Annotated in this window: 24 protein-coding genes; 10 read left to right on the top strand and 14 right to left on the bottom strand. The window is 65.3% G+C overall.

Features of this window, described 5'->3' with window-relative positions:
* Positions 1–186: 186 nt before the first annotated feature.
* From LPB260_RS00715 to sdhC, 4 genes are read right to left on the bottom strand one after another with little or no spacing between them, the layout of a single operon-like run.
* Positions 187–894, bottom strand: a complete 708-nt coding sequence (locus LPB260_RS00715; protein ID WP_208706743.1) for a succinate dehydrogenase iron-sulfur subunit — start codon at positions 892–894, stop codon at positions 187–189.
* Between the two features lie 11 nt (positions 895–905).
* Positions 906–2,678 carry a succinate dehydrogenase flavoprotein subunit gene (sdhA, locus tag LPB260_RS00710; RefSeq protein WP_208706742.1) on the bottom strand — a complete coding sequence of 591 codons (1,773 nt, stop codon included), beginning with the start codon at positions 2,676–2,678 and terminating at the stop codon, positions 906–908.
* A gap of 3 nt (positions 2,679–2,681) precedes the next feature.
* Positions 2,682–3,050: a succinate dehydrogenase, hydrophobic membrane anchor protein gene (sdhD, locus tag LPB260_RS00705; RefSeq protein WP_208706741.1), complete on the bottom strand. Its 369-nt coding sequence runs from the start codon at positions 3,048–3,050 to the stop codon at positions 2,682–2,684.
* On the bottom strand, positions 3,044–3,418 hold the full coding sequence (gene sdhC, locus LPB260_RS00700; RefSeq protein WP_208706740.1) for a succinate dehydrogenase, cytochrome b556 subunit: 375 nt from the start codon (positions 3,416–3,418) through the stop codon (positions 3,044–3,046). Before sdhC ends, sdhD begins: the two co-directional genes overlap by 7 nt.
* A gap of 374 nt (positions 3,419–3,792) precedes the next feature.
* On the opposite strand from sdhC, the gene gltA reads away from it, so the two are divergent.
* A complete protein-coding gene (gene gltA, locus LPB260_RS00695; protein ID WP_208706739.1) occupies positions 3,793–5,067 on the top strand; it encodes a citrate synthase in 1,275 nt (424 codons plus the stop codon).
* Between the two features lie 91 nt (positions 5,068–5,158).
* On the opposite strand, the gene LPB260_RS00690 is transcribed toward gltA, so the two are convergent.
* Positions 5,159–5,419 carry a YkgJ family cysteine cluster protein gene (locus tag LPB260_RS00690; protein WP_208706738.1) on the bottom strand — a complete coding sequence of 87 codons (261 nt, stop codon included), beginning with the start codon at positions 5,417–5,419 and terminating at the stop codon, positions 5,159–5,161.
* Positions 5,420–5,649: 230 nt separating this feature from the next.
* On the bottom strand, positions 5,650–6,528 hold the full coding sequence (locus LPB260_RS00685) for an NAD(P)-dependent oxidoreductase (protein ID WP_208706737.1): 879 nt from the start codon (positions 6,526–6,528) through the stop codon (positions 5,650–5,652).
* 93 nt (positions 6,529–6,621) lie between these two features.
* Here LPB260_RS00685 and LPB260_RS00680 point away from each other — a divergent pair, with 93 nt between their 5' ends.
* The 3 genes from LPB260_RS00680 to rhtA all read left to right on the top strand — a co-directional run bounded on the left by LPB260_RS00680 (position 6,622) and on the right by rhtA (position 8,490).
* Positions 6,622–7,164, top strand: a complete 543-nt coding sequence (locus LPB260_RS00680; protein ID WP_208706736.1) for an exonuclease domain-containing protein — start codon at positions 6,622–6,624, stop codon at positions 7,162–7,164.
* Between the two features lie 81 nt (positions 7,165–7,245).
* Positions 7,246–7,527 carry a pyrimidine/purine nucleoside phosphorylase gene (locus LPB260_RS00675; protein ID WP_208706735.1) on the top strand — a complete coding sequence of 94 codons (282 nt, stop codon included), beginning with the start codon at positions 7,246–7,248 and terminating at the stop codon, positions 7,525–7,527.
* Positions 7,528–7,602: 75 nt separating this feature from the next.
* On the top strand, positions 7,603–8,490 hold the full coding sequence (gene rhtA / locus LPB260_RS00670) for a threonine/homoserine exporter RhtA (protein WP_208706734.1): 888 nt from the start codon (positions 7,603–7,605) through the stop codon (positions 8,488–8,490).
* Positions 8,491–8,528: 38 nt separating this feature from the next.
* On the opposite strand, the gene LPB260_RS00665 is transcribed toward rhtA, so the two are convergent.
* The 4 genes from LPB260_RS00665 to LPB260_RS00650 are packed head-to-tail and all read right to left on the bottom strand — an operon-like array spanning position 8,529 to position 12,347.
* Positions 8,529–10,307: an ABC transporter transmembrane domain-containing protein gene (locus LPB260_RS00665; RefSeq protein WP_208706733.1), complete on the bottom strand. Its 1,779-nt coding sequence runs from the start codon at positions 10,305–10,307 to the stop codon at positions 8,529–8,531.
* A 30-nt stretch (positions 10,308–10,337) separates the two neighbouring features.
* The gene (locus tag LPB260_RS00660; protein WP_208709987.1) at positions 10,338–10,754 is read right to left on the bottom strand and encodes a DoxX-like family protein; all 417 of its coding nucleotides are present in this window, start codon (positions 10,752–10,754) and stop codon (positions 10,338–10,340) included.
* On the bottom strand, positions 10,747–11,181 hold the full coding sequence (locus LPB260_RS00655; RefSeq protein ID WP_208706732.1) for a thiol-disulfide oxidoreductase DCC family protein: 435 nt from the start codon (positions 11,179–11,181) through the stop codon (positions 10,747–10,749). The genes LPB260_RS00660 and LPB260_RS00655 overlap by 8 nt, the downstream gene beginning before the upstream one ends.
* A gap of 44 nt (positions 11,182–11,225) precedes the next feature.
* Positions 11,226–12,347, bottom strand: coding sequence for an ATP-NAD kinase family protein (locus LPB260_RS00650; RefSeq protein WP_208706731.1), 1,122 nt, complete (start codon positions 12,345–12,347; stop codon positions 11,226–11,228).
* Positions 12,348–12,528: 181 nt separating this feature from the next.
* On the opposite strand from LPB260_RS00650, the gene LPB260_RS00645 reads away from it, so the two are divergent.
* Positions 12,529–12,708 (top strand): PA1571 family protein, encoded by a 180-nt coding sequence (locus LPB260_RS00645; protein WP_208706730.1) that lies wholly within the window; start codon positions 12,529–12,531, stop codon positions 12,706–12,708.
* Positions 12,709–12,771: 63 nt separating this feature from the next.
* Here LPB260_RS00645 and pdxB read toward each other — a convergent pair whose 3' ends face one another.
* A complete protein-coding gene (pdxB, locus tag LPB260_RS00640) occupies positions 12,772–13,914 on the bottom strand; it encodes a 4-phosphoerythronate dehydrogenase PdxB (RefSeq protein ID WP_208706729.1) in 1,143 nt (380 codons plus the stop codon).
* Positions 13,915–14,070: 156 nt separating this feature from the next.
* Here pdxB and LPB260_RS00635 point away from each other — a divergent pair, with 156 nt between their 5' ends.
* Together LPB260_RS00635 and LPB260_RS00630 are read left to right on the top strand one after the other, a co-directional pair.
* Positions 14,071–15,453 (top strand): MATE family efflux transporter, encoded by a 1,383-nt coding sequence (locus LPB260_RS00635; RefSeq protein WP_208706728.1) that lies wholly within the window; start codon positions 14,071–14,073, stop codon positions 15,451–15,453.
* Positions 15,450–16,532 (top strand): DUF3080 family protein, encoded by a 1,083-nt coding sequence (locus LPB260_RS00630; protein ID WP_208706727.1) that lies wholly within the window; start codon positions 15,450–15,452, stop codon positions 16,530–16,532. Before LPB260_RS00635 ends, LPB260_RS00630 begins: the two co-directional genes overlap by 4 nt.
* Here the strand turns inward: LPB260_RS00630 and LPB260_RS00625 are convergent.
* On the bottom strand, positions 16,490–16,942 hold the full coding sequence (locus tag LPB260_RS00625; RefSeq protein ID WP_208706726.1) for a gamma-glutamylcyclotransferase family protein: 453 nt from the start codon (positions 16,940–16,942) through the stop codon (positions 16,490–16,492). The genes LPB260_RS00630 and LPB260_RS00625 overlap by 43 nt on opposite strands.
* Positions 16,942–17,172 carry a sulfurtransferase TusA gene (gene tusA, locus LPB260_RS00620; protein ID WP_371926153.1) on the bottom strand — a complete coding sequence of 77 codons (231 nt, stop codon included), beginning with the start codon at positions 17,170–17,172 and terminating at the stop codon, positions 16,942–16,944. Before tusA ends, LPB260_RS00625 begins: the two co-directional genes overlap by 1 nt.
* Before the next feature lie 174 nt (positions 17,173–17,346).
* On the opposite strand from tusA, the gene LPB260_RS00615 reads away from it, so the two are divergent.
* Positions 17,347–17,532 (top strand): hypothetical protein, encoded by a 186-nt coding sequence (locus tag LPB260_RS00615; protein ID WP_208706724.1) that lies wholly within the window; start codon positions 17,347–17,349, stop codon positions 17,530–17,532.
* Positions 17,533–17,554: 22 nt separating this feature from the next.
* Here LPB260_RS00615 and rlmM read toward each other — a convergent pair whose 3' ends face one another.
* Positions 17,555–18,610, bottom strand: a complete 1,056-nt coding sequence (gene rlmM, locus LPB260_RS00610; protein ID WP_208706723.1) for a 23S rRNA (cytidine(2498)-2'-O)-methyltransferase RlmM — start codon at positions 18,608–18,610, stop codon at positions 17,555–17,557.
* A gap of 157 nt (positions 18,611–18,767) precedes the next feature.
* On the opposite strand from rlmM, the gene acnA reads away from it, so the two are divergent.
* Complete coding sequence (gene acnA / locus LPB260_RS00605; protein WP_208706722.1) at positions 18,768–21,512, top strand: aconitate hydratase AcnA; 2,745 nt, start codon at positions 18,768–18,770, stop codon at positions 21,510–21,512.
* A gap of 152 nt (positions 21,513–21,664) precedes the next feature.
* Complete coding sequence (locus LPB260_RS00600; protein WP_208706721.1) at positions 21,665–23,230, top strand: PAS domain-containing methyl-accepting chemotaxis protein; 1,566 nt, start codon at positions 21,665–21,667, stop codon at positions 23,228–23,230.
* Positions 23,231–23,364 lie beyond the last annotated feature (134 nt).

The raw sequence follows: 23,364 nt of genomic DNA, 5'->3' as shown, positions 1-23,364 counted from the left end.
AGCAGCGACTTCGGTAAAGCCACCACGGATCCCGCAGATAGTCCGGGTACCAGCCCGGATGCCCCTGCTGGTCGTCATTTTTTCAAATAAGAACCACGGCTTTGTGAGCTGTGGCTCTGGCTCAAACTGCAGCGCCGGGTTGAGGCCGGCGCCGCAGGTGTAACGGGTCTTGCGAACAACTGAGAATCAGGTACCGCTCTGCAGCAGCATATTGCGTACGTGGCCGATCGCCTTGGTCGGGTTGAGACCCTTCGGGCAGACGTTCACGCAGTTCATGATGCCGCGGCAACGGAACACGCTGAACGGATCGTCCAGCGAAGCCAGACGCTCTTCGGTCTTGGTGTCGCGGCTGTCAGCCAGGAAGCGATAGGCTTGCAGCAGCGCGGCAGGGCCGAGGAACTTGTCCGGGTTCCACCAGAACGACGGGCAGCTGGTCGAGCAGCAGGCACAGAGGATGCACTCGTACAGACCATCGAGCTTCTCGCGCTCTTCCGGCGACTGCAGGCGCTCGATCGCCGGCGCCGGCGTGTCGTTCTGCAGGAACGGCTGCACCTTCTCGTACTGCTTGTAGAAGATGCTCATATCGACGACCAGGTCACGGATGACCGGCAGGCCAGGCAAGGGGCGAATCACCAGCTTGCCGCCCTTGAGGCCGGCGGCCGAAATCGGCGTGATACAGGCCAGACCGTTCTTGCCGTTGATGTTCATACCATCGGAGCCGCACACGCCCTCACGGCAGGAACGACGATAGGAAAAGCCCTCGTCCTGCTCCTTGATCAACGCCAACACGTCGAGGACCATGATGTCCTTGCCGCCGGTGTCGACCTGGAAGTCCTGCATGAACGGCGCAGCGTCCTGCTCCGGGTTGTAGCGATAAACACTGACTTGCAACATATCAGCCACCCTTAATAAGTCCGAACCTTGGGTTCAAACGCCGGCACGGTCTTCGGCGCGAAGTTGACGGCGCGCTTGCTCACGCGCTTCTCTCCCGGGAAGTACAGGGAGTGGCACAGCCAGTTCTCGTCATCGCGCTCTTCGAAGTCTTCGCGGGCATGGGCGCCACGAGATTCCTTACGGGTCTCGGCAGCCACCGCAGTCGCCTCGGCCACCTCGAGCAGGTTTTGCAGCTCCAGGGCCTCGATACGTGCAGTGTTGAACGCCTGGCTCTTGTCCGCGATCTTGACGTTGGCGATGCGCTCGCGCAGGTCGGCCAGCTGCTGGATGCCCTTCTGCATGTATTCGCCGGTACGGAATACACCGAAGTAGTTCTGCATGCAGTTCTGCAGCTCTTTACGCAGCGGGGCCACGTCTTCGCCGGTGGTACGCTCGTTGACCCCGGACAGACGCTTGAGCGATTGCTCGATGTCGGTCTGCGAGGCGCCACGAACTTCGACACCTTCTTTCAGCGCTTTCTCCAGGTGCAGGCCGGCGGCCCGACCAAACACCACCAGGTCGAGCAGCGAGTTGCCGCCCAGGCGGTTGGCGCCATGCACAGATACGCAAGCCACTTCGCCCACGGCGAACAGACCGTCGATGATCTTGTCGTTGCCGTTGGCATCCTGGGTGATGGCCTGACCATGAATATTGGTGGCCACGCCACCCATCATGTAGTGGCAGGTCGGCACGACCGGAACCGGCGCGACGACCGGATCGACATGGGCGAAGGTCTTCGACAGCTCACAGATACCCGGCAGGCGGCTGTGCAGCACCTCCTCGCCCAGGTGATCGAGCTTCAGCATCACATGATCGCCTTCCGGACCACAGCCGTTACCGGCGATGATTTCCTTGACCATCGAGCGCGCGACCACGTCGCGACCGGCGAGGTCCTTGGCGTTCGGTGCATAGCGCTCCATGAAGCGCTCGCCGTGCTTGTTGATCAGGTAGCCACCTTCACCACGGCAACCCTCGGTTACCAGCACGCCGGCGCCGGCGATACCGGTCGGGTGGAACTGCCACATCTCGATGTCCTGCACCGGTACACCGGCACGCAGGGCCATGCCGATACCGTCACCGGTGTTGATCAGGGCGTTGGTGGTCGAGGCGTAGATGCGACCGGCACCGCCAGTGGCCAGAACCACGGCCTTGGAGCGGATATAGACGGTTTCGCCGGTTTCCAGGCAGATGGCAATGACGCCAACCACGGCGCCATCCTGGTTCTTTACCAGGTCGACCGCGTACCACTCGTTGAGGAACGAGGTGCCAGCCTTAAGGTTGGCCTGGTACAGGGTGTGCAGCAGCGCATGACCGGTACGGTCGGCAGCAGCGCAGGTACGCGCAGCCTGGGTCGGATTGTCTGGACCCTTGGACTGACCGCCGAACGGGCGCTGATAGATGCGACCCTGCTCGGTACGGGAGAACGGCAGGCCCATGTGCTCCAGCTCGAACACGGCTTCCGGGCCGACGGAACACATGTACTCGATGGCGTCTTGGTCACCGATATAGTCGGAGCCCTTGACGGTGTCGTACATGTGCCAGCGCCAATCGTCATTCGGGTCGGCGGAGGCGATGGCGCAGGTGATGCCACCCTGGGCGGAGACGGTGTGCGAACGAGTCGGGAACACCTTGGTGACCACGGCGGTCTTGTGACCACCCTGGGCCAGCTGCAGGGCCGCGCGCATGCCCGCGCCGCCGCCACCTACGATGATGGCGTCATAAGAAAGAGTACGAATGCTAGTCATGAATCAGATACCCCAAAGAATCTGCACGCCCCAGGCGAGAAACACGAAGATGGCAATGCCACACGCGGCCTGGAAGAGAAAACGCACGGCAGTCGCCGACTTGCCCAGCGCCATCGGCGTCAGGTAGTCAGTGGAGATCGTCCACATGCCGACCCATGCATGGGCGCAGAGCGCAACCAGCGCCAGCAGACTGAAGATGCGTACAGCGTCATTGGAGAACAGGCCCTGCCATTCGGCGTAGCCCATGCCTGGGTTAAGCACTACATAACCCAGCAAAAACAGCGTGTAAGCCGCGAGAACGACCGCAGAAACTCGTTGAACCATCCAATCGGCAAGGCCCGAACGAGCAAAACTAGTGACATTAGTTACCATATCCACACCCCCAGCAGCAGGATCACGATCACCGAAACGGCGATGACGATTTGCGAGCCCAGCTTGCCGCCTTCCAGCGTCTCACCGATGCCCATGTCCATGATCAAGTGGCGTACGCCGGCCACCAGGTGGTACAGCAGAGCGGACAACAATCCCCAAATCACGAACTTGGCCAGCGGACTGGTCAGGCATTCCTTCACCTGGGCGAAGCCCTCTTCGGAAGCCAGCGACTTGTCGAGGCCGAACAGCAGTACGGCGATACCGACGAAGAGGATGACACCGGAGATACGGTGGAGAATGGACGTGTAAGCGGTGACTGGGAGTTTGATAGTCCTAAGGTCTAGGTTTACAGGTCGTTGGCTATTCACGGCTTTTTTATCACACTGAGAGCCCCTAACTAGCAGGGCAAAGTTGTCGGGAAGTGCACTGGTCAGGTACCCATCACCCAAGGAGTGACGACCACTTCAGACAGGGCGCGAAGCCCCCGGCGGTCGGGCGCAGAGTATAGACAGTTAGGTTACTAATGACAACGTGAAGGCCTTGAACGAAGAGCCGATTGCGAACCTTTTGCGCACCTTATATAGAGGATGCGAAGAGCCGCTCCCCGACCCAGAAAACCGCCGGAAAACCCTTCTGGCGCGTGGGTTTACCCAAATTGACTTTCGGATTTATCTCACTATAGTGGTGCGGGCCCTGCGTGGGGGGCTGTCAGATGATTTCAAGCATAACTAGGAGGCCACCCATGGCTGACAAAAAAGCGCAGTTGATCATCGAGGGCGCTGCCCCCGTCGAGCTGCCCGTTTTAACCGGCACCGTTGGTCCCGATGTAATTGACGTACGGGGCTTAACCGCCACGGGCCGTTTCACTTTTGATCCTGGCTTTATGTCCACCGCCTCGTGCGAGTCGAAGATCACCTATATCGACGGCGATCAGGGCGTTCTGCTGCACCGCGGCTACCCCATCGAGCAACTGGCCGACAACTCCGACTACCTGGAAACCTGCTACCTGCTGCTCAACGGCGAGCTGCCGAACGCCGAGCAGAAGGCCAGCTTCGTCAGCTCCATCAAGAACCACACCATGGTTCACGAGCAGCTGAAGACCTTCTTCAACGGTTTCCGTCGCGATGCTCACCCGATGGCCATCATGTGCGGCGTGGTGGGCGCGCTCTCGGCCTTCTACCACGACTCCCTGGACATCAATAACCCGCAGCATCGCGACATCTCCGCGATGCGCCTGATCGCCAAGATGCCGACCCTGGCGGCGATGGTCTACAAGTACTCCATGGGCCAGCCCATGATGTACCCGCGCAACGACCTGAACTATGCGGAAAACTTCCTGCACATGATGTTCAACACCCCGTGCGAGATCAAACCGATCAGCCCGGTGTTGGCCAAGGCGATGGACAAGATCTTCATCCTCCATGCCGACCATGAGCAGAACGCCTCGACCTCCACCGTTCGCCTCGCCGGCTCTTCCGGCGCCAACCCGTTCGCCTGTATCGCCGCCGGCATCGCCGCGCTGTGGGGCCCGGCACACGGCGGCGCCAACGAGGCGGTGCTGAGCATGCTGGACGAGATCGGCAGCGTGGAAAACATCGATGCCTATATCGCCAAGGCCAAGGATAAGAACGATCCGTTCAAGCTGATGGGCTTCGGCCATCGCGTGTACAAGAACTTCGACCCGCGCGCCAAGGTGATGAAGCAGACCTGCGACGAAGTCCTGGCCGAACTGGGGATCAACAATGATCCGCAGCTGGAGCTGGCGATGAAGCTGGAGGAAATTGCGCGTAACGATCCTTACTTCAAGGAGCGTAACCTCTACCCGAACGTCGACTTCTACTCGGGCATCATCCTCAAGGCCATCGGCATTCCGACCAGCATGTTCACCGTGATCTTCGCCCTGGCGCGGACCGTCGGCTGGATCTCGCACTGGAAGGAAATGCTCTCCAGCCCGTACAAGATCGGCCGCCCGCGCCAGCTGTACACCGGCCACCCGCAGCGCGACCTGCCGCGCTAAGCGCGTCGGCTCGTCCTACGAAAAAGGCTGCCACTGGCAGCCTTTTTTGCATTCCGCGTCCACGTACCGCGACCTGACCGCCTCGCTCCGATCAGCCGGCCAGGGCCGTGCTCTGCTCTAGCCAGCCAAGCAGCCGAATGGCCTCCTCGCGCGTCGCTCCGCAGACCTCGACATCCGCCTGGAACGCCGAGCACACGGCCGGTCGCTCCGGCTTGCCGAACAAACCGCAATAATTGTCGAGCGAGAGCTGCACGCAGCGCTCTCCAGCTGCCTTGCCTTTCGGCATGCCGGGTATGGGGGAACTGATCGAAGGGGCGATGCAACAGGCGCCACAGCCAGGACGGCAATTCATGACGACATGATCCTCGGTTAACTCAGGAAGTCGGAAAGGTCGCGGATTCTAGCCAATTCCCATCCGACTTAGCAGCACCCTCGAAGGGCATTGCGCCCGCTGCGCCGACCATCGGCAGCGGCGATCGGTCATGCGCCCGGCGTTCGGGCAGTCCCTGGGGGTAATGGCCGACACAGAAGAGAGCCGGCAAGCCGGCCACCAGGCTCACCGCGCAGCAGCCGGTCCCTGGCTCAAGGACGCTTGGGCGTCTGCAGGCGAGCGATCAGGCTGGAGGTGTCCCAGCGACCGCCACCCATCGCCTGGACGTCGGCGTAGAACTGATCGACCAGCGCAGTGACCGGCAGCTGCGCCCCATTGCGGCGGGCCTCTTCGAGCAGGATCGACAGGTCCTTGCGCATCCAGTCGACGGCGAAACCGAAGTCGAACTCGCCGGCCAGCATGGTCTTGTGCCGGTTTTCCAGTTGCCAGGATTGCGCGGCGCCCTTGCTGATCACCTCCATCGCGCCGTGCGCGTCGAGGCCGGCGCGCTGGGCGAAGTGCAGGGCTTCGGACAACCCCTGGACCAGCCCGCCGATGCAGATCTGGTTGACCATCTTGGTCAACTGGCCGCTACCGGCGGCGCCCATCAAGCGCACCATGCGCGCATAGGCCTGGAGCACAGGCTCGGCGCGCGCGTAGACCTGCTCGTCGCCACCGACCATCACCGTCAACACGCCGTTCTGCGCACCCGCCTGCCCCCCGGACACCGGCGCATCGAGGAAACCCAGCCCGCGCTCGAGCGCCTCAGCCGCCAGTTCACGGGCGACGTTGGCCGACGCGGTGGTGTGATCGACCAGCACGGCGCCTGCCGACATGCCGGCGAAGGCACCGTCGCCCCCTAGCGCCACGCCGCGCAGGTCATCGTCGTTGCCCACGCAAACCATCACGAAGTCCGCTCCCTGCGCCGCCTCACGCGGGGTCGCGGCGCTACTGCCGGTAAACTCGCTCAGCCACTGGGCCGCCTTGGCCGCGGTGCGGTTATACACGCACACCTGATGCCCAGCGCGCGCCAGATGTCCCGCCATCGGGTAGCCCATTACGCCCAAGCCGATAAAGGCAACCTTCGCCATAAACACCTCCGAAACACAGGAGCGGCAAGCCTATCACGGGGCTTGCCAGGCCAGGAAAGCCTTGCATACTGCCCCTAACGCAAAGGAGGGCTTATGGGACACTGGCTGGTAATCGACCTGGAGGCCACCACCGAAGAGGGTGGCTGGCCACTGGAAGAAATGGAAATCATCGAGATCGGCGCCAGCCTGGTCAGCGCCAGCGGCCATGAAGTGGACCATTTTCAACGTTTCGTGCGACCGCTGCGCCGCCCCCAGCTCACCGCCTTCTGTTGCGACCTCACCCATATCGATCAGGACAAGGTCAGTGCGGCCTCAACGCTGAGCGCCGTCTGGCCACAGTTCGAACGCTGGCTGAGCGGGCACCAGGCGCATCTTCGCGGCTGGGCCAGCTGGGGCGAGTACGACCGGCGCCAGCTGGAACAGGACTGGCAACGCCTGCAACTGACCAGCCTGCTGACCCAGATCCCCCACCTCAACCTCAAGCGCCACTTTGCCGAAGCCCGCCAGCTGCCCAGGCCGGTAGGGCTTAACCGCGCCCTGCAGCTGGCCGGCCTGCAGTTCAGCGGCCAGCAACATCGGGCCCTCAACGATGCGCGCAATACCGCCCGCCTGCTGCCGCTGATCCTGCCGTCGTAGACCGGCGCAAAGCGGGTGACGCCCCGCCGGGCGTTGGGCATACTGGCGGCCTTTTTTCCACCCCTTTACGAGGAACTGCAGATGTTCAAGGTCAACGAATACTTCGACGGCACCGTCAAATCCATCGCTTTCGACATGGCCGAAGGCCCTGCCTCGATTGGCGTGATGGCGCCGGGGGAGTACGAATTCGGCACCAACCAGCTGGAGGTCATGCACGTGATCAGCGGCGCCCTGACGGTCAAGCTTCCGGGCAGCGACAGCTGGGAAACCTTCGCCGCCGGTAGCCAGTTCACCGTGCCGGCCAACAGCAAGTTCCAGTTGCAGGTCGCTATTGAGACGGCCTACCTCTGCGAATATCGCTAAGCTCCGCGGCCCGAAAGAAACCGGCCCAGGTGGCCGGTTTTTTATTGCCATATAGTTCCCGCCAGGATGCTCGCAATGCCTCGCTCGTCTCACGCCGCCTCGGTCCTTCTGCCCATCGCGCTGCTACTGCTGGCGATGACTTCCCTGCAGAGTGGCGCCTCCCTGGCCAAGGGACTGTTTCCCCTGGTCGGCGCCGAAGGCACTACTGCACTTCGCCTCGGTTTTGCGGCGCTGATCCTCTGCCTGTTCATGCGTCCTTGGCGCGCACGCTTGACCTGGCGCTCGTGCCGCTCACTGCTGGCCTATGGGCTCTCGCTGGGTTGCATGAACCTGCTGTTCTATAAATCGCTGAACAGCATCCCCCTGGGCGTTGCAGTGGCGCTCGAGTTCACCGGCCCACTGGCTCTGGCCTTGCTGTCCTCGCGGCGCCTGCTCGATTTCGCCTGGGTCGCCCTGGCGATCTTCGGCCTCTGGCTACTCCTGCCAAGCCATCAGAGTGATTCGCGCCTGGACCCCATGGGGATGGCCCTGGCATTGGCGGCCGGGCTGTGCTGGGCCCTGTACATCGTCTTCGGCAAGAAAGCCGGCGCCGAGCACGGCTCACAAACCGTGGCCCTCGGCACCCTGATCGCTGCCTTGCTGATATTGCCCGTGGGTGTGTGGCAGGCCGGCAGCAGCCTGTTCTCCGTGCAGCTGCTGCCTCTGGCCCTTGCCGTGGCGGTGATGTCATCCGCCCTGCCCTACAGCCTGGAGATGTTCGCCCTGACCCGACTCCCGGTGCGCACCTTCAGCACCCTGATGAGCATGGAGCCGGCCATCGCCGCGCTCTCTGCGCTGTTGATCCTCAACGAGCAACTGACCACGACCCAGTGGCTGGCCGTCGGCGCCATCATCCTGGCCTCGGCTGGCGCCTCCGCGACGATCAAGCCCCACACCAAGCCCATCGAAAACCCGGCGCCTTGAGCCGGCTGGCCGGCGAGGAGACAGCGGAGCCTGTCGAGTCAGTGCGACTCGACACTACCCTCATTGAACTGCAGCGCCGCCAGCCGCGCATACAACGGGTCACTGGCCACCAGCTCCGCGTGCCGACCGACAGCCACCAGCCTGCCCTGGTCGATCACCGCGATGCGATCGGCACTCGTGACCGTCGCCAGGCGGTGGGCGATCACCAGGGTGGTACGCCCGGCCATCAGGCGCGGCAAGGCCTGCTGGACCAGGTGCTCGCTCTCGGCGTCGAGGGCGCTGGTGGCCTCATCCAGCAGCAGGATCGGTGCGTCGACCAATAGCGCCCTGGCGATCGCCAGGCGTTGGCGCTGGCCGCCAGACAACCCCAGACCCGCGTCGCCCAGATGGGTCTGGTAGCCGCCCGGCAGCTTCATGATGAATTCATGGGCATTGGCAGCCCGCGCAGCGGCCTCCACCTCGCCATGGCCGGCGTCGGCCTTGCCGTAGCGGATGTTGTCCTCGACCGTGCCGTAGAACAGCGCCGGATTCTGCGACACCAGGGCGAAGCAGCGGCGCAGCTCAGCGGGGTCGAGCCGCTCGATGGCCTGTCCGTCGATGAGGATGCGCCCCTCCTGGGGGTCGAAGAAACGCAGCAGCAGGTCGAACATGGTCGACTTGCCGGCACCGGACGGCCCGACCAGGGCCAGGGTCTCGCCAGGCGCAATACTCAGGCTGATGCCATCGACGGCAAAGCTGGCTGGCCGCGACGGGTAGGCGAAGCGCAGCCCCTGCAGCTCGATCCGCCCCTGCACGGGCTGCGTCAACGGCATGCCGCCGGTTGCCGGTGCGCTGATCTCGTTGCGGGCCTGCAGCAGCTCGGCGATGCGCTCGGCCGCCCCGGCTGCGCGCTGCAACTCACCGATCACCTCGCTGAGTGTGCCGAAGGCCGAGCCGACGATCAGGCTGTAGAAGACGAAGGCCGCCAGCTCGCCGCCGGAAATGCGCCCGGCGATCACGTCCATGCCGCCGACCCAGAGCATCACCCCGACGGCGCCGAGCACTAGCACTATGACCAGGGTCACCAGCCAGGCGCGCTGGGCGATGCGCCGGCGCGCCGTATCGAAGGCGGCCTCCGCCGCAATCGCGAAGCGGCGGCGATCCTCGGCCTGGTGGTTATAGGCCTGCACGGTCTTGATCTGCCCGAGCACCTCGCCGACATAGCTGCCGACATCGGCCACCCGGTCCTGGCTCTGGCGCGACAGCTGGCGCACGCGCCGACCGAAGATCAGGATGGGCGCCACCACCAGTGGCAGGGCCAGCAGGACGATGCCGCTGAGCTTGGGATTGGTGACGATCAGCAGGGCCACGCCGCCGACCAGCATGATCGCGTTGCGCAGGGCCATGGACAGGGAAGAACCGATCACCGACTGCAGCAGGGTGGTATCGGCAGTCAGGCGCGACTGGATCTCCGAGCTGCGGTTGCTTTCGTAGAAGCCTGGATGCAGGCCGATCAGGTGATTGAACACGCGCTTGCGGATATCGGCGACGAAGCGCTCGCCAATCCAGGACACCAGATAGAAGCGGGTGAAGGTGCCGATCGCCAGAGCCACCACCAGCACGAAGAACAAGCCGATCGAGCGCCCCAGGGCCTGCGGCGATTGAGTCGCCAGACCCTGGTCCACCAGCAGCTTGATGCCCTGCCCCATCGACAGGGTGATGGCGGCAGTGAACAGCAACGCCAGCAGCGCGCCCGCTACTCGCCAGCGATAGGGCGCGACGAAGCGCCAGGCCATGCGCAGGGCATCACGCTGGCGGGAAGAGAGGATCGCGATCATGACGGCTCGCACAAGGGCGCCAGGCCCGGGTCAATGGGATTGCATTCTACTGGGCGGCCTGACCTCGGCTGGCTTGGCTTCGGCCAGCCAGGCCGACAGGCACAGCGCCAGGGCGGCAAGGTTGGTAGAGACCGGGTTGAAGGCCTGCAACAGAAGATGGGGACTGAACAGCGCCACATCGACCAGCAGGCCGATCAATAGCAATCCGGCCAGGAGCAGCGGCCAGCGATGGCCCCGCAGCAGCACCAACAAGAGCCCTAGCAGAATCTCGGCCAGCCCTGCTGCCTGCGCCACCCATTCGGCAGCCGGCAGCCCGTGGGCCTGGATCATCGCCACCTCGTCCACGCTCAGCCAGAGGATTTTCGGCACCAGGCCATGCCAGATAAACACCAACCCCAGGGCCAGGCGCGACACCAGGGCGATCGACTGCAGCCGCCGCTCAACCATCGAGGAAGCGCCGCGCATGGTCGGGGTCTGGCAGCAGGCAGCTGTCGTAGCGGCCAAATAGGCGGTAGCGGTTCAGGGCGATGCGGTCGTACAACCAGTCGCGAACAGGTCGCGGACAGATACGCAGCAGGCCGAAGCCGCGCCAGGGCCAATCGAGCTGAGCCAGGATGCGCAATACCGCGCCGGAGCGCACGAACAACGCGTCGCCTTCGACATAGGCCATGGTGTCGAAGCGCTCAAGCGGCAGCGCGAACCAGGCGAGAATTGCCTGGCCCTCGGCCGACTGCACCGAGGCCAGGCGGAACAGCCGTCGCCGATCATGGCGAATCAGGAACTTCGCCCAGGCATTGCACAGCCTGCACACCCCATCGAACAGCACCACGCGTTCGCCCGGCTGAATAAAAGGAGGAAGCTTATCAACACCCATCGGAGCCCTCCGGCTGGCCATTCTTGCCCCGCATGCAGTTCAGCTTAAACCCCGCTGCTCAGCGGATACAGCAGCTCTTCCTTGTAGCCCGCCCAGACCCGCACCACGTCGGGAAAGGCATCGTCCAGCTCGACATCACCGGTGTCGACCAGCAACGGCCGCCCCTGCAGGGTGCCGAGCTTGCGCTTGGTCGCCACCACACGCAGGTGCTCCAGACCGACGGCGCGCAGCACCCGTGGGCTGATCTGCTGGTTGCCGCGGCCGAGGATATGCCCCTGGCCGCCGATGGCGGTGACCAGCAGGCGCGCCGGATGCCCGGCCACCAGCTCATGGAGCTGCGCCTCGCTGACATCCCGGGCCACCACCTGGCCATCCTCTATTACGTCGACGCCCAGCAGCGTGGTCTGCAAGCCCAGGTTCTGCGCCAGGCCGTGCAGGGTCGAGCCGGGGCCGAACACGTAGCGCACGCCGGGCTCCCAGCTGTCCTCCAGCCAGGCCGCCAGGTCGCTCAGGACCAGCTCCTCGGACTCCATCCCGGCTTGCTTGACCTGCTGCACGAAGCCACCCTCCTCCGGCACGCACAGCTCGCCATACCAGCGTGCCGCCACCCGCCCGTCGCGCAGCGCCGCCTCGTCGATATCGCGCACCTCGCCGCTGGCCAGGCGGACCAGGCCGCCCTCGACCAGGCGCCGGGTCAGTTCGCCGGCCGCCCGCGGGCTGATCGCATAGACCCCGGAGTGGATCTTCACCCCGGCCGGAATGCCCAGCACCGGTTGGCCTTCGCGCACCGCGGCGCAGACGTCGCGGGCCGTGCCGTCGCCTCCGGCGAAGAGGATCAAGGCAACCCCGGCATCCTGCAGGGCCGCGACCGCCCGCCGCGTGTCATCCGCGCTGGTCGCCCCGGCGCCCGGCTCGCCAAGTACATGATGGATGAAACCCATCTCGGCCAGCAGATCGGCGCCCATAGCGCCGGGAAAGGTCAGGAACTCCAGACGCTCGCGCACCGGCAACAGGAACTCCAGTGCCGTGCGCGTACGCTGCGCCGCCTTCGGCTCGCTGCCCAGGGCCAGGGCCTGTTCGGCGACGCCGTCGCTGCCCTTGAGCCCTGCGGGGCCGCCGAGTCCGGCCAGCGGGTTGATGATCAATCCCAGGTGAAACCGTGACATAACCACCTCGTTAGACCTTCGCTGCGGCGAAGGGGTAAACTGCTTATGTTTTTTCTGGCACAGCAGGTGCTTGCTCATTGCACAATTGTAACTCGCGACGGATTACCGTCGTCCCAGCCTGTCACTGCGCGTTCACGTTGATCGCTTAGACTGCATGCACCCACCGATGAGGAGACACGACATGAATTCGCCCAAGCAGAGCTCCGAGCACCCGAACGATCAGGCCGAAGCGCAACAGCCGGTCGGCGGTGCGATCATTGATGCCGAAGGCCATGAAGTACCGATCACCGAAGGCATGATCCAGCAGGCCTGCGAAGAGCTGGACAAGGAATTCGTGGTACCCGACGGCCCGGCGAAGTAATCCGCCCCTCTTCCAAAGCCCAGGCCCCGCCTGGGCTTTTTCTTTCCCGCGGATGGGCGGCCACTAGCACAAGGTGGCGCCCAGGGCCTTGACCAGTTGCACCAGACGCGGCGCCTCGCCCTGCACGGCGACCCGCAGGCCGTCGATCTCCCGACGCATCGGATAGTACTTGCGCAAGGCATCGAACGCCGCCCGCCGACTGGCTTGGTCGCCCTCCAGGCTGCGGCGAAAGTCGGCATCGTCGCGACGTGGGTCGTACACCGCACGACACAGGCTGGCCAACGCCCAGGCAGGTTCAGCCGCGCCGTCCAGATGCAATTCCGAGAGCCAGGGCGCCGGCATCAGCTCATCCAGCGCCTGTTCCGGCGCACGCCCCAGATACCGGCAGACGGCCTGATAGACCTGCGCAGTGCCGCGCAGCTTGCCGTCCAGGCTGTAGCCGGCAATGTGCGGAGTGGCGATCTGGCACAACGCGGCCAGCTCGACATCCACCTGCGGCTCCCCCTCCCAGACATCCAGCACCACCTGCAGATCGCCGCGCCCCGGCAGCAGTTGGCGCAGCGCCGCGTTGTCCACCACCGCCCCCCGACTGGCGTTGATCAACCAGCAGCCGGATTTGAGGTTCGCCAGCCGCGCTGCATCGAACAGGTGATGGGTCGGATGCTCACCCTCGCGCGCCAATGGCGTATGCAGGCTGATGACGTCGCACGCTTGGATCAGTTGGTCCAGGTCGACGTAGTCGCCGCCTTCGGCGGCCTGCCTTGGCGGGTCGCAGACCAGCACACGCCAGCCCAGCCCACGCAGCACCTCGATCAGGCGCGCGCCGACCTGGCCGGCGCCAACCACCCCATAGGTGCGCGCGGAGAGGTCCGCGCCCTGGCGCTCGGCCAACGCCAGCAGGCTGCCGAGCACGTAGTCGACCACCCCGCGCGCGTTGCAGCCCGGCGCGCTGGCCCAGCCGATACCGGCCTGCTGCAGGTAGTCCAGATCGAGGTGGTCGGTGCCGATGGTGCAGGTGCCGACGAAGCGCAACGCGCTGCCTTCGACCAGGGCCCGGTCGACCCGGGTAACCGAACGCACCAGCAGCAACTCGGCATCGGCCAGGGCGGCGCGGTCGATGGCGCGGCCAGGGAAGCGATGGATCTCGCCGAAACCGGCGAAGAACTCATCGAGCAGGGGAATGTTCTCGTCCGCGACAATTCGCATGGCAGGGCTCCACAGTTCAGGCCCTCATTCTAAGGCAGCCGGGCCGCCAGCGTCGCCCCGCGACTGTTCCGTCGAATCAGGCCGTCACTGCGTTTCCTGACCCAAGCGTCAACGGGTAGACTGCGCGGTTTTCCCAGCACCTCGATGGATCCCCCTATGCCTGCCCAATCGCGCCTGCGGCGCGTGCGCACCGAACTGCGCAGCCTGCTGTTGCTGGCCACGCCGATCATCATCGCCCAACTGGCGCATACCGCGATGGGCTTCGTCGATACCGTGATGGCCGGCCGGGTCGGCCCGCGCGACCTGGCCGCGGTGGCGCTGGGCAACTCGATCTGGGTACCGGTGTTCCTGCTGATGACCGGCATCCTCCTGGCCACCACGCCCAAGGTCGCCCAGCGCTTCGGCGCCGGTGAGCAGCCCAGCGTCGGCCCACTGGTACGCCAGGCGCTGTGGCTGGCGCTGGCCGTCGGGATGGGCGCCGCCGCGCTGCTGTGGAACGCCGAGGGCATTCTGCGGCTGATGGACATCGACCCGGACCTGATCGGCCCTTCGATGGGCTACCTGCGCGCAGTGGCCTGCGGCTTTCCCGCGGTGGCCCTGTTCCACGTGCTGCGCTGTTTCAGCGACGGCCTCGGCCATACCCGTCCGACCATGGTGCTGGGCCTCATCGGCCTGCTGCTGAACATCCCGCTGAACTACATCTTCATCTACGGCAAGCTGGGCCTGCCCGCCATGGGCGGCGTCGGCTGCGGCTGGGCCACCGCGCTGGTGATGGTCTTCATGCTGCTGGGCATGCTCTGGTGGGTGAAGTGGGCACCCTATTACCAGCCGAGCCTACTGTTCGAACGCTTCGAGCGCCCCAACTGGCCGGTGATCCGCGGCCTGTTGGCGCTCGGCCTGCCGATGGGCATCGCGGTGTTCGCCGAGTCGAGCATCTTCGCGGTGATCGCCCTGCTGATCGGTGGCCTCGGCGCCACCGTGGTGGCGGGCCACCAGATCGCCCTGAACTTCAGCTCCATGGTGTTCATGATCCCCTACTCCCTGGGCATGGCGGTCACGGTGCGAGTCGGCCAGGCCCTGGGCCGGCGCGACCCGCGCGACGCCCGTTTCGCCGCCGGCGTCGGCATGGCCAGCGCGCTGGCCTATGCCTGCCTGTCCGCCAGCCTGATCCTGCTGCTGCGCGAGCAGATCGTGCAGATCTACAGCCCCGACCCGGCGGTGATCGCCCTGGCCGCCACGCTGATCGTCTACGCCGCGCTGTTCCAGCTTTCCGACGCGGTGCAGGTCACCGCCGCCGGCGCTTTGCGCGGCTACCAGGACACCCGGGTGACCATGCTGCTGACCCTGTTCGCCTACTGGGGCATCGGCCTGCCGGTGGGCTACAGCCTGGGGCTGACCGACTGGCTCGGCGAGCCCAGCGGCCCGCACGGACTCTGGCAGGGCCTGGTGGTCGGCTTGACCTGCGCGGCGATCATGCTGGCGATCCGCCTGAGAAGCAGCGCGCGCAGACACATCCGCGCGACTAAGCTGGCGCAATGAGCCCCAACTACTTGGTCGTGCTGTCCGCACTGTTGCTTGCGGCCTGCGCCCCGGCCGACGATGGCCTGGCCCTGCAGGCCGACTACCTGCAACGCCTGAACAACGCCGTCGAGGGCGACGGCGGCGAAGACTTTCAGCACGAGCAACTGCTGCGTTACCGCATGCCGCCTCGGCGCGAACGACTGATCGACATCCCCGAGATTCGCATCGGCCTGCTCGACCTGCTGATCGACGTACGCCGTTGCCCCGCCCTGCAGCAGCAGATCAGCCTGCGCAACAGCAGTCTCGGCAAGCAGCTGCAGGCAAGCAGTCGCCTGGCCTACGAGGGCGACCTGCTGCGGGCCCTGGAGACCTGCAGCGACGCGCTACAGCGAGGCGCAGACGCCGAACTGCGCACCAACCTGGAGAGCCTGGCCGAGCAGAAACGTCGGCAACTGCCGGCGGTATTCTGGAACGCGCTGAACGCCAGTTCGGAGGTCGAGCGCTACCTGCGTTTTGCCGACCAGGCCTTGCCCACATCCCCCCAGGAGGACGACGCCGCGCTGGACGCCCTGACGCAGTTGGCCGCCATCGGCGAAGCGCTGCCGCAGCGCCTGCCGCCGCCGGCGGCGCAACTCGACCCGCTGTTCTTCGCCCTGCACAGCAGCGACCAGGGAGGCCAGTTGATCACCAGTCTGTCCAGTCTCACGCACACCCTGGACCAGGCCAGCGAGCTGCTGCAAAGCCGCCTACAGCGCCGACCGCCCTGCCCGCAGGAGAGGCCGACGCCGCGCGGACGCATCTTGCAGAACATCTTCGTCAAGTTCTATGCCGGTGGCCTGCAACCCTACCTGGCCCAGGTGCATCAGCGCGGCCAGCGCTGGAGCGAGAGCCTGCGCCGGCTGAGCGCAGCGCCCCAGGCGCCGCCGGCGACACGGCGTTATCTGCTCAGCCTGGCAGGCCCCGAAGCGTCACTCTGGGAGGGGTTCCAACAGGCCAACGAGCGCCATGTGCGCGCCTGGCAGCAGATACTGAAGAGCTGCGGCCTGGCCCCGGGTCAGGCCGGCTGGGATGGCCAGGCCGCGAGCAGCGACCAGTAGGACGCCGAAAGGTACTCACGGCCTGCCAGCAGGTGTTCCAGGTAATCCCTGGCCGGTAGCAGTCCGTCCTGGCGAAAGGCCGGATTGGCGATATACACCCAGGCCGGCTGCACGCCCCGGGCGGTGAGGATCGGCAGGCGTTCGCGGCTGTAGTAGATGGGCGTGCCCTCGAATGGCTCGAGCTTGGCGATCTCGTTCAGCTCGGCCAGGCGATAGAGCACACCCTCCACCACGCCGTCGCGCTGGTGACGGATGTTGGCATAGGCGCAACCGGGGCGGTCCACCGCGCGCTTGTTGAAGCACAGCGCATAGCCCGGCAGTCGCCCCGGCATGGCCTCGCGCACGCTCAGGCCACGTGCCTGCATGCGCGCCGGGTTCATGTTCGAGCCGTAGGCGAAGTACCAGCCCATCAGTCGACCTTCTTGCGAATCCAGTACAGGTAGGTGCCGGCGTCTTCGGCCTGTTCCAACAGCTCGTGGCCGAGGAACACGCAGAACTTGGGGATGTCGCGACGGGTCGAGGGGTCGGTGGCGATCACCTTGAGCAGGCCGCCGGCGGGCAGGTCGCGCACCTTGTTGTGCAGGAGCATGACCGGCTCCGGGCAATTCAGGCCCGTGGCGTCGAGAAGATCATCGTGCATGGCATCGGTTTGCAGGGACATCGGCAGACTCCAGAGACAGGCTGCTATTCTGGCGCAAAGCTGACCCCCAGGTCACCTTTGCCGTGCAAATCGACGCTAGCGGGGAGACGCGCAGCAGGTGACATGGGCGATCGGCTCCGCCCCTTCACCCGAGCCGCCGCGCAGGTCACGAACATGCCCACGCCTGAGCTTCAGCACATCTGGTGCCTGATACGCCTGGACGACAACGGCAACGAGTTCGTCGTGCGCCGCAGCCTGACCCGCGCCGAAGCCGAGGCCTTGGCCCGCGAGTTCGAGGCCCACGGCCACAAGCAGAGCTACTGGGTCAGGCGACAGCCAAGCGAACCAGAGAGCCGCTGAAGCGGCGGCGGAGCAAAATCCTCTACTTGCCCAGACGGCGCAGGTGGCAGGTCACTTCCTCGCGGTCGTGGTAGAGCTGCTTGCAGGCGATCGACACCTTGATCTTGCGTGCGGCGAAGGCGTCCTCGAGGCGCTGCAGCAGGCGACGCACCTCGGCATAGCGCTGCTTCATCGGCAGCTTGAGGTTGACCACCGCCTCGCGGCACAGCCCTTCGCCTACCCAGGTCTCCAGCAAGGCGGCGCTACGCGCGGGCTTCTCGACGATGTCGCAGACCATCCAGTCCACGGTCTGGCGCGGCTTGTAGGTGAAGCCGTCGACCATCAGGTGCTGGACCAGGCCGGTGTCCATCAGGCTCTCGGCCATCGGGCCGTTGTCGATGGCGGTCACCAGCATGCCGCGCCGGACCAGCTGATAGGTCCAGCCCCCCGGGGCGGCGCCGAGGTCGACGCCGGTCATGTCGCCGGACAGGCGCTCGTCCCACTGCTCACGGGGAATAAAGGTGTGCCAGGCCTCCTCCAGCTTGAGCGTCGAACGGCTCGGCGCCTCGCGGGGGAATTTCAGCCGTGGAATGCCCATGGGCCACTGCGCCGAGTTGCGCGCCTCGGCCAGGCCGAGGAACACCTGGCGACCGCTGAGAAAGGTCAGCAGCAAGCGCGGTTTGTGCGGGTCTTCGACCAGCTTGCCGGCCTTGCCCAGGGCCTTGCGCAGCGGCGCCTCGAACTTCTTGCAGAAATTCGACAGCTCCTTGCCCTCGTTGGTATCCAGCACTTCCAGCCACAGGCTGCCAAACACCGAGGCCTCGCTCAGATGGTCCAGCAGGACACTGATGCGGTCGGTCTCCGGCAACTCGACGAAGGCCCCGCGCGCCCACTGGCGCGGGAAGATCAACTGATTGAAGCGCACCCCGCGCATCAGCCTCTCGGCCCCTTCGGCGTCATTGCAGATGAACTCGGCATAGGCCGAGCTGGGCCTGGCCTTGGCGTAGCCGGCCACCTGCAGGCCGGCGGCCTGCTCGGAAATTTCCGCGCAGACCTCGCTCTCGAAACCGGGACGGCAGTGCAGTAACAAAGTATTCATTGGGGTTCTCCTCGAGGCGCGCATTCTAACGGAGTCGGGAACCCCAGGTGGCAACGGTCTGTCCTGATAGATGGCAAGACCCGCCAAGCAGAGCTAGTTTGAAGACTCTGTTGCGTTAAATCCGGCTCGCGCCGTGCGAGTCCCAAGGAGATGCACAATGCCTTCCCTAGATAGTCTGAACAGTCGCCGCAGCCTCGTAGTCGGCAGCGAGACCTACCAGTACTTCAGCCTGCCGGAGGCCGCCAAGTCCCTCGGCAACATCGACAAACTGCCGATGTCGCTGAAGGTGCTGCTGGAGAACCTGTTGCGCTGGGAGGACGGCACTACCGTGTGCGGCGACGACCTGCAGGCCATGAGCGACTGGCTCAAGCGCCGCGGCTCGGAGCGCGAAATCCAGTACCGCCCGGCGCGCGTGCTGATGCAGGACTTCACCGGCGTGCCGGCGGTGGTCGATCTGGCCGCCATGCGCGATGCCATGGCCAAGGCCGGCGGCGACCCGCAGAAGATCAACCCGCTGTCGCCGGTCGACCTGGTCATCGACCACTCGGTGATGGTCGACAAGTTCGCCACCAAGGCCGCCTTCGAGCAGAACGTGGCCATCGAGATGCAGCGCAATGGCGAGCGCTACGCCTTCCTGCGCTGGGGCCAGCACGCCTTCGATAATTTCAGCGTGGTACCGCCGGGCACCGGCATCTGCCACCAGGTCAACCTGGAATACCTCGGCCGCACCGTGTGGACCAGGGAAGAGGACGGCCAGGTCTTCGCCTACCCGGACACCCTGGTCGGCACCGACTCGCACACCACCATGATCAACGGCCTCGGCGTGCTCGGCTGGGGCGTCGGCGGCATCGAGGCGGAAGCGGCGATGCTCGGCCAGCCGGTGTCGATGCTGATCCCGGAGGTCATAGGCTTCAAGCTCACCGGCAAGCTAAAGGAAGGCATTACCGCCACCGACCTGGTGCTCACCGTCACCCAGATGCTGCGCAGCAAGGGCGTGGTCGGCAAATTCGTCGAGTTCTACGGCGACGGCCTGGCCGACCTGCCGCTGGCCGACCGCGCGACCATCGCCAACATGGCGCCGGAATACGGCGCGACCTGCGGATTCTTCCCGGTCGATGAGATCACCCTGGGCTATCTGCGCCTATCGGGGCGGCCGGAGCAGAGCGTCAAACTGGTCGAGGCCTATTGCAAGGCCCAGGGACTGTGGCGCGAGGCCGGTCACGAGCCGGTATTCAGCGACACCATGGCCCTCGAACTCGATAGCGTCGAGGCTTGCCTGGCCGGGCCCAAGCGTCCCCAGGACCGGGTCGCCTTGTCCCAGGTCAGCCGGGCCTTCGATGAGTTCATGGGCCTGCAGATGAAACCCAGCCCCAAGGAAGAAAACCGCCTGCTCAACGAGGGCGGCGGCGGTACCGCGGTCGGCGCCGCGGAGCAGGCCGGCGAGGCCGACTACCAGCACGATGGCCAGACCCACAAGCTCAAGGACGGCGCCGTGGTGATCGCGGCAATCACCTCCTGCACCAATACCTCCAACCCCAGCGTGATGATGGCCGCCGGCCTGCTGGCCAAGAAAGCCGTGGAGAAAGGCCTCAAACGCAAGCCTTGGGTCAAAAGCTCGCTGGCCCCTGGCTCCAAGGTGGTGACCGATTACTTCAAGGCAGCGGGCCTCACCCGCTACCTGGATGAACTGGGCTTCGACCTCGTTGGCTATGGCTGCACCACCTGCATCGGCAACTCCGGTCCGCTGCTCGAACCCATCGAGAAGGCCATCCAGGAAAATGACCTGACTGTGGCGTCGGTGCTCTCCGGCAACCGCAACTTCGAGGGCCGCGTGCATCCGCTGGTGAAGACCAACTGGCTGGCCTCGCCACCGCTGGTGGTGGCCTATGCCCTGGCCGGCAGCGTGCGCATGCACATCGGCGAGGAGCCGCTGGGCCACGGCAAGGACGGCAAGCCGGTGTACCTGAAAGACATCTGGCCGAGCCAGAAGGAAATCGCCGAGGCCATCCAGAAGGTCGATACGGCCATGTTTCACAAGGAGTACGCCGAAGTCTTCGCCGGTGATGAGCAGTGGCAGGCCATCCAGGTGCCCGACGCCGACACCTACGCCTGGAAGGCCGACTCCACCTATATCCAGCATCCGCCCTTCTTCGAGAACATCGCCGGCTCCCCGCCCCATATCGGTGACATCCATCAGGCGCGGATTCTCGCCCTGCTGGGCGACTCGGTGACCACCGACCACATCTCCCCGGCCGGCAACATCAAGGCCGACAGCCCGGCCGGGCACTACCTGCGCGAGCAGGGCGTCGAACCCAGGGACTTCAACTCCTACGGTTCGCGGCGCGGGAATCATGAGGTGATGATGCGCGGCACCTTCGCCAACATCCGCATCAGGAACGAGATGCTCGGCGGCGAGGAAGGTGGCAACACTCTGCATGTGCCAAGTGGCGAAAAGCTGGCGATCTTCGACGCGGCGATGCGCTACCAGGAAGCCGGTACGCCGCTTCTGGTGGTCGCCGGCAAGGAGTACGGTACCGGTTCTTCCCGCGACTGGGCGGCCAAGGGCACCAACCTGCTCGGGGTCAAGGCGGTGATTGCCGAGAGCTTCGAGCGCATTCACCGCTCCAACCTGGTCGGCATGGGCGTGCTGCCCCTGCAGTTCAAGGCCGGCCAGGACCGCAAGACGCTGCAACTGAGCGGCAAGGAGACCCTAAGTATCTGTGGCCTGGACGGGGTGGAGCTGCACCCGCACATGAACCTCACGGTGGAAATAAAGCGCGAGGATGGATCGGCCGAACGCTTCGAGGTGCTGTGCCGCATCGACACGGTCAACGAGGTCGAGTATTTCAAGGCCGGCGGCATTCTGCACTACGTGCTGCGTCAACTCATCGCCGCTAGCTGAGGCCTCTGTGGCAGGGCACCCGCCCTGCCACAGCGCGGGCGCCAGATGGCTGATCCAGGTCAAAACGGTGTGCCGCGCAGCCAGTATCCTTGCCCTCAACTTTCGCTCGCGGCAGCCGACAATTCGGTATCGCCCCCAGGGACTCATCAGCCATGCGCAACAATCAACCGATCACCCAGCGTGAACGCAGCTTTCCGGCCCAGCAACGGCTGATTTCCACCACTGACCTCAAGGGCCAGATCACCTACTGCAACGACGCCTTCGTCGAGATCAGCGGCTTCAGCCGTGACGAGCTGCTGCGCGCGCCGCACAACCTGGTGCGCCACCCCGATGTACCGGCGGCCGTGTTCGAGCACATGTGGAACACCCTGAAGCAGGGGCGGCCGTGGATGGGCATCGTCAAGAACCGCTGCAAGAACGGCGACCACTACTGGGTCAACGCCTACGTCACGCCGGTCCTGGAGAACGGCAAGGTAAGCGGCTACGAGTCGGTGCGGGTCAAGCCGAGCAGCGAGCAGGTGCGCCGCGCCGAGGCCCTGTACCAGCGGCTCAATGCCGGCAAGTCGGCGGTGTCGGGCAGCGACAGCTGGCTGCCGGTGCTGCAGGACTGGCTGCCGTTCATTCTGATCAGCCAGCTCGGCTTTCTGCTCGGCGCCTGGCTCGACTCCGGCTGGGGCTTTCTGCTCGCCGCCCTGCTCGCCGTACCACTCGGCCTGGCTGGCCTCAGCTGGCAGCGGCGCGGCCTGAAGCGCCTGCTGCAACAAGCCGAACAGACCACCAACGACCCGCTGATCGCGCAGATGTACACCGACAGCCGCGGCGTCCAAGGCCGCCTGGAGATGTCCATTCTCAGCCAGGAGGCCAGGCTGAAGACCTGCCTGACCCGCCTGCAGGACAGCGCCGAGTACCTGACCCAACAGGCCAGGCGCGCCGACACCCTCGCGCGCAACAGCTCCTCCGGGCTCGATCGCCAGCGCCAGGAGACCGAGCAGGTCGCCACCGCGATCAACGAAATGGCCGCCACCACCCTGGAAGTGGCGAGCAACGTGGCACGCACCGCGATCGCCACCCAGGAAGCCAACCGCCTGACCAGCGAGGGACGCAACATTGCCGCGGAAACCCGCGAAGCCATCCAGCGCCTCTCGGTGTCCGTCGGCGAGACCGGCGAGACCGTCACCCGCCTGGCCCAGGACAGCAACGAGATCGGTGGCGTGGTCGACGTGATCAAGGGCATCGCCGACCAGACCAACCTGCTCGCCCTCAACGCCGCCATCGAGGCGGCGCGTGCCGGCGAGATGGGCCGCGGCTTCGCCGTGGTGGCGGACGAGGTGCGCTCGCTGGCCCAGCGTACCGCCGAGTCCACCGGGCAGATCCATCAGTTGATCGCCAAGCTGCAGCGCACCGCCGAAGAAGCGGTGATGACCATGGAGATCGGCCGCAAGCAGGCCGACGATGGCGTCGAGCGCGTGCGACAGGCCGACCAGGCACTCGCCGGGATCAGCGATGCCGTGGCCAATATCGCCGACATGGCCAACCAGATCGCCGCGGCGGCCGAGGAGCAGAGCGCCGTGGCCGACGAAATCAACCAGAACATCACCACCATCGCCCAGCTAGCCGACCAGACCGCCGGCGAAGCCCAGAGCACCGTGCAGCTCAGCGGCGAACTGACGGCCACGGCGCAGGGCCAGTACTCCCTGGTGGAGCGCTTCAACCGCTGAGCACGGGGTGCGCCGGTTCCCGCCGGCGCGCCCATTGCGAATCGGGCCCACCCGCTCCCCGCGCGTGGTGACTGACCTGCCTACGCAGCCCGAGCAATCGGGCTGTTTCCCTGGAGCATTACACAGGTATAACT

The organism is Pseudomonas sp. LPB0260 (assembly GCF_013388395.1).
This window is presented reverse-complemented; position numbering and strand designations above follow the sequence as displayed.

Coding starts and splice junctions, on each gene's coding strand:
- LPB260_RS00715 (WP_208706743.1), bottom strand. CDS start 894: ATGTTGCAAGTCAGTGTTTATCGCTACAACCCGGAGCAGGACGCTGCG.
- sdhA (WP_208706742.1), bottom strand. CDS start 2,678: ATGACTAGCATTCGTACTCTTTCTTATGACGCCATCATCGTAGGTGGC.
- sdhD (WP_208706741.1), bottom strand. CDS start 3,050: ATGGTAACTAATGTCACTAGTTTTGCTCGTTCGGGCCTTGCCGATTGG.
- gltA (WP_208706739.1), top strand. CDS start 3,793: ATGGCTGACAAAAAAGCGCAGTTGATCATCGAGGGCGCTGCCCCCGTC.
- LPB260_RS00690 (WP_208706738.1), bottom strand. CDS start 5,419: ATGAATTGCCGTCCTGGCTGTGGCGCCTGTTGCATCGCCCCTTCGATC.
- LPB260_RS00685 (WP_208706737.1), bottom strand. CDS start 6,528: ATGGCGAAGGTTGCCTTTATCGGCTTGGGCGTAATGGGCTACCCGATG.
- LPB260_RS00680 (WP_208706736.1), top strand. CDS start 6,622: ATGGGACACTGGCTGGTAATCGACCTGGAGGCCACCACCGAAGAGGGT.
- LPB260_RS00675 (WP_208706735.1), top strand. CDS start 7,246: ATGTTCAAGGTCAACGAATACTTCGACGGCACCGTCAAATCCATCGCT.
- rhtA (WP_208706734.1), top strand. CDS start 7,603: ATGCCTCGCTCGTCTCACGCCGCCTCGGTCCTTCTGCCCATCGCGCTG.
- LPB260_RS00665 (WP_208706733.1), bottom strand. CDS start 10,307: ATGATCGCGATCCTCTCTTCCCGCCAGCGTGATGCCCTGCGCATGGCC.
- LPB260_RS00660 (WP_208709987.1), bottom strand. CDS start 10,754: ATGGTTGAGCGGCGGCTGCAGTCGATCGCCCTGGTGTCGCGCCTGGCC.
- LPB260_RS00655 (WP_208706732.1), bottom strand. CDS start 11,181: ATGGGTGTTGATAAGCTTCCTCCTTTTATTCAGCCGGGCGAACGCGTG.
- LPB260_RS00650 (WP_208706731.1), bottom strand. CDS start 12,347: ATGTCACGGTTTCACCTGGGATTGATCATCAACCCGCTGGCCGGACTC.
- LPB260_RS00645 (WP_208706730.1), top strand. CDS start 12,529: ATGAATTCGCCCAAGCAGAGCTCCGAGCACCCGAACGATCAGGCCGAA.
- pdxB (WP_208706729.1), bottom strand. CDS start 13,914: ATGCGAATTGTCGCGGACGAGAACATTCCCCTGCTCGATGAGTTCTTC.
- LPB260_RS00635 (WP_208706728.1), top strand. CDS start 14,071: ATGCCTGCCCAATCGCGCCTGCGGCGCGTGCGCACCGAACTGCGCAGC.
- LPB260_RS00630 (WP_208706727.1), top strand. CDS start 15,450: ATGAGCCCCAACTACTTGGTCGTGCTGTCCGCACTGTTGCTTGCGGCC.
- LPB260_RS00625 (WP_208706726.1), bottom strand. CDS start 16,942: ATGGGCTGGTACTTCGCCTACGGCTCGAACATGAACCCGGCGCGCATG.
- tusA (WP_371926153.1), bottom strand. CDS start 17,172: ATGCACGATGATCTTCTCGACGCCACGGGCCTGAATTGCCCGGAGCCG.
- LPB260_RS00615 (WP_208706724.1), top strand. CDS start 17,347: ATGCCCACGCCTGAGCTTCAGCACATCTGGTGCCTGATACGCCTGGAC.
- rlmM (WP_208706723.1), bottom strand. CDS start 18,610: ATGAATACTTTGTTACTGCACTGCCGTCCCGGTTTCGAGAGCGAGGTC.
- acnA (WP_208706722.1), top strand. CDS start 18,768: ATGCCTTCCCTAGATAGTCTGAACAGTCGCCGCAGCCTCGTAGTCGGC.
- LPB260_RS00600 (WP_208706721.1), top strand. CDS start 21,665: ATGCGCAACAATCAACCGATCACCCAGCGTGAACGCAGCTTTCCGGCC.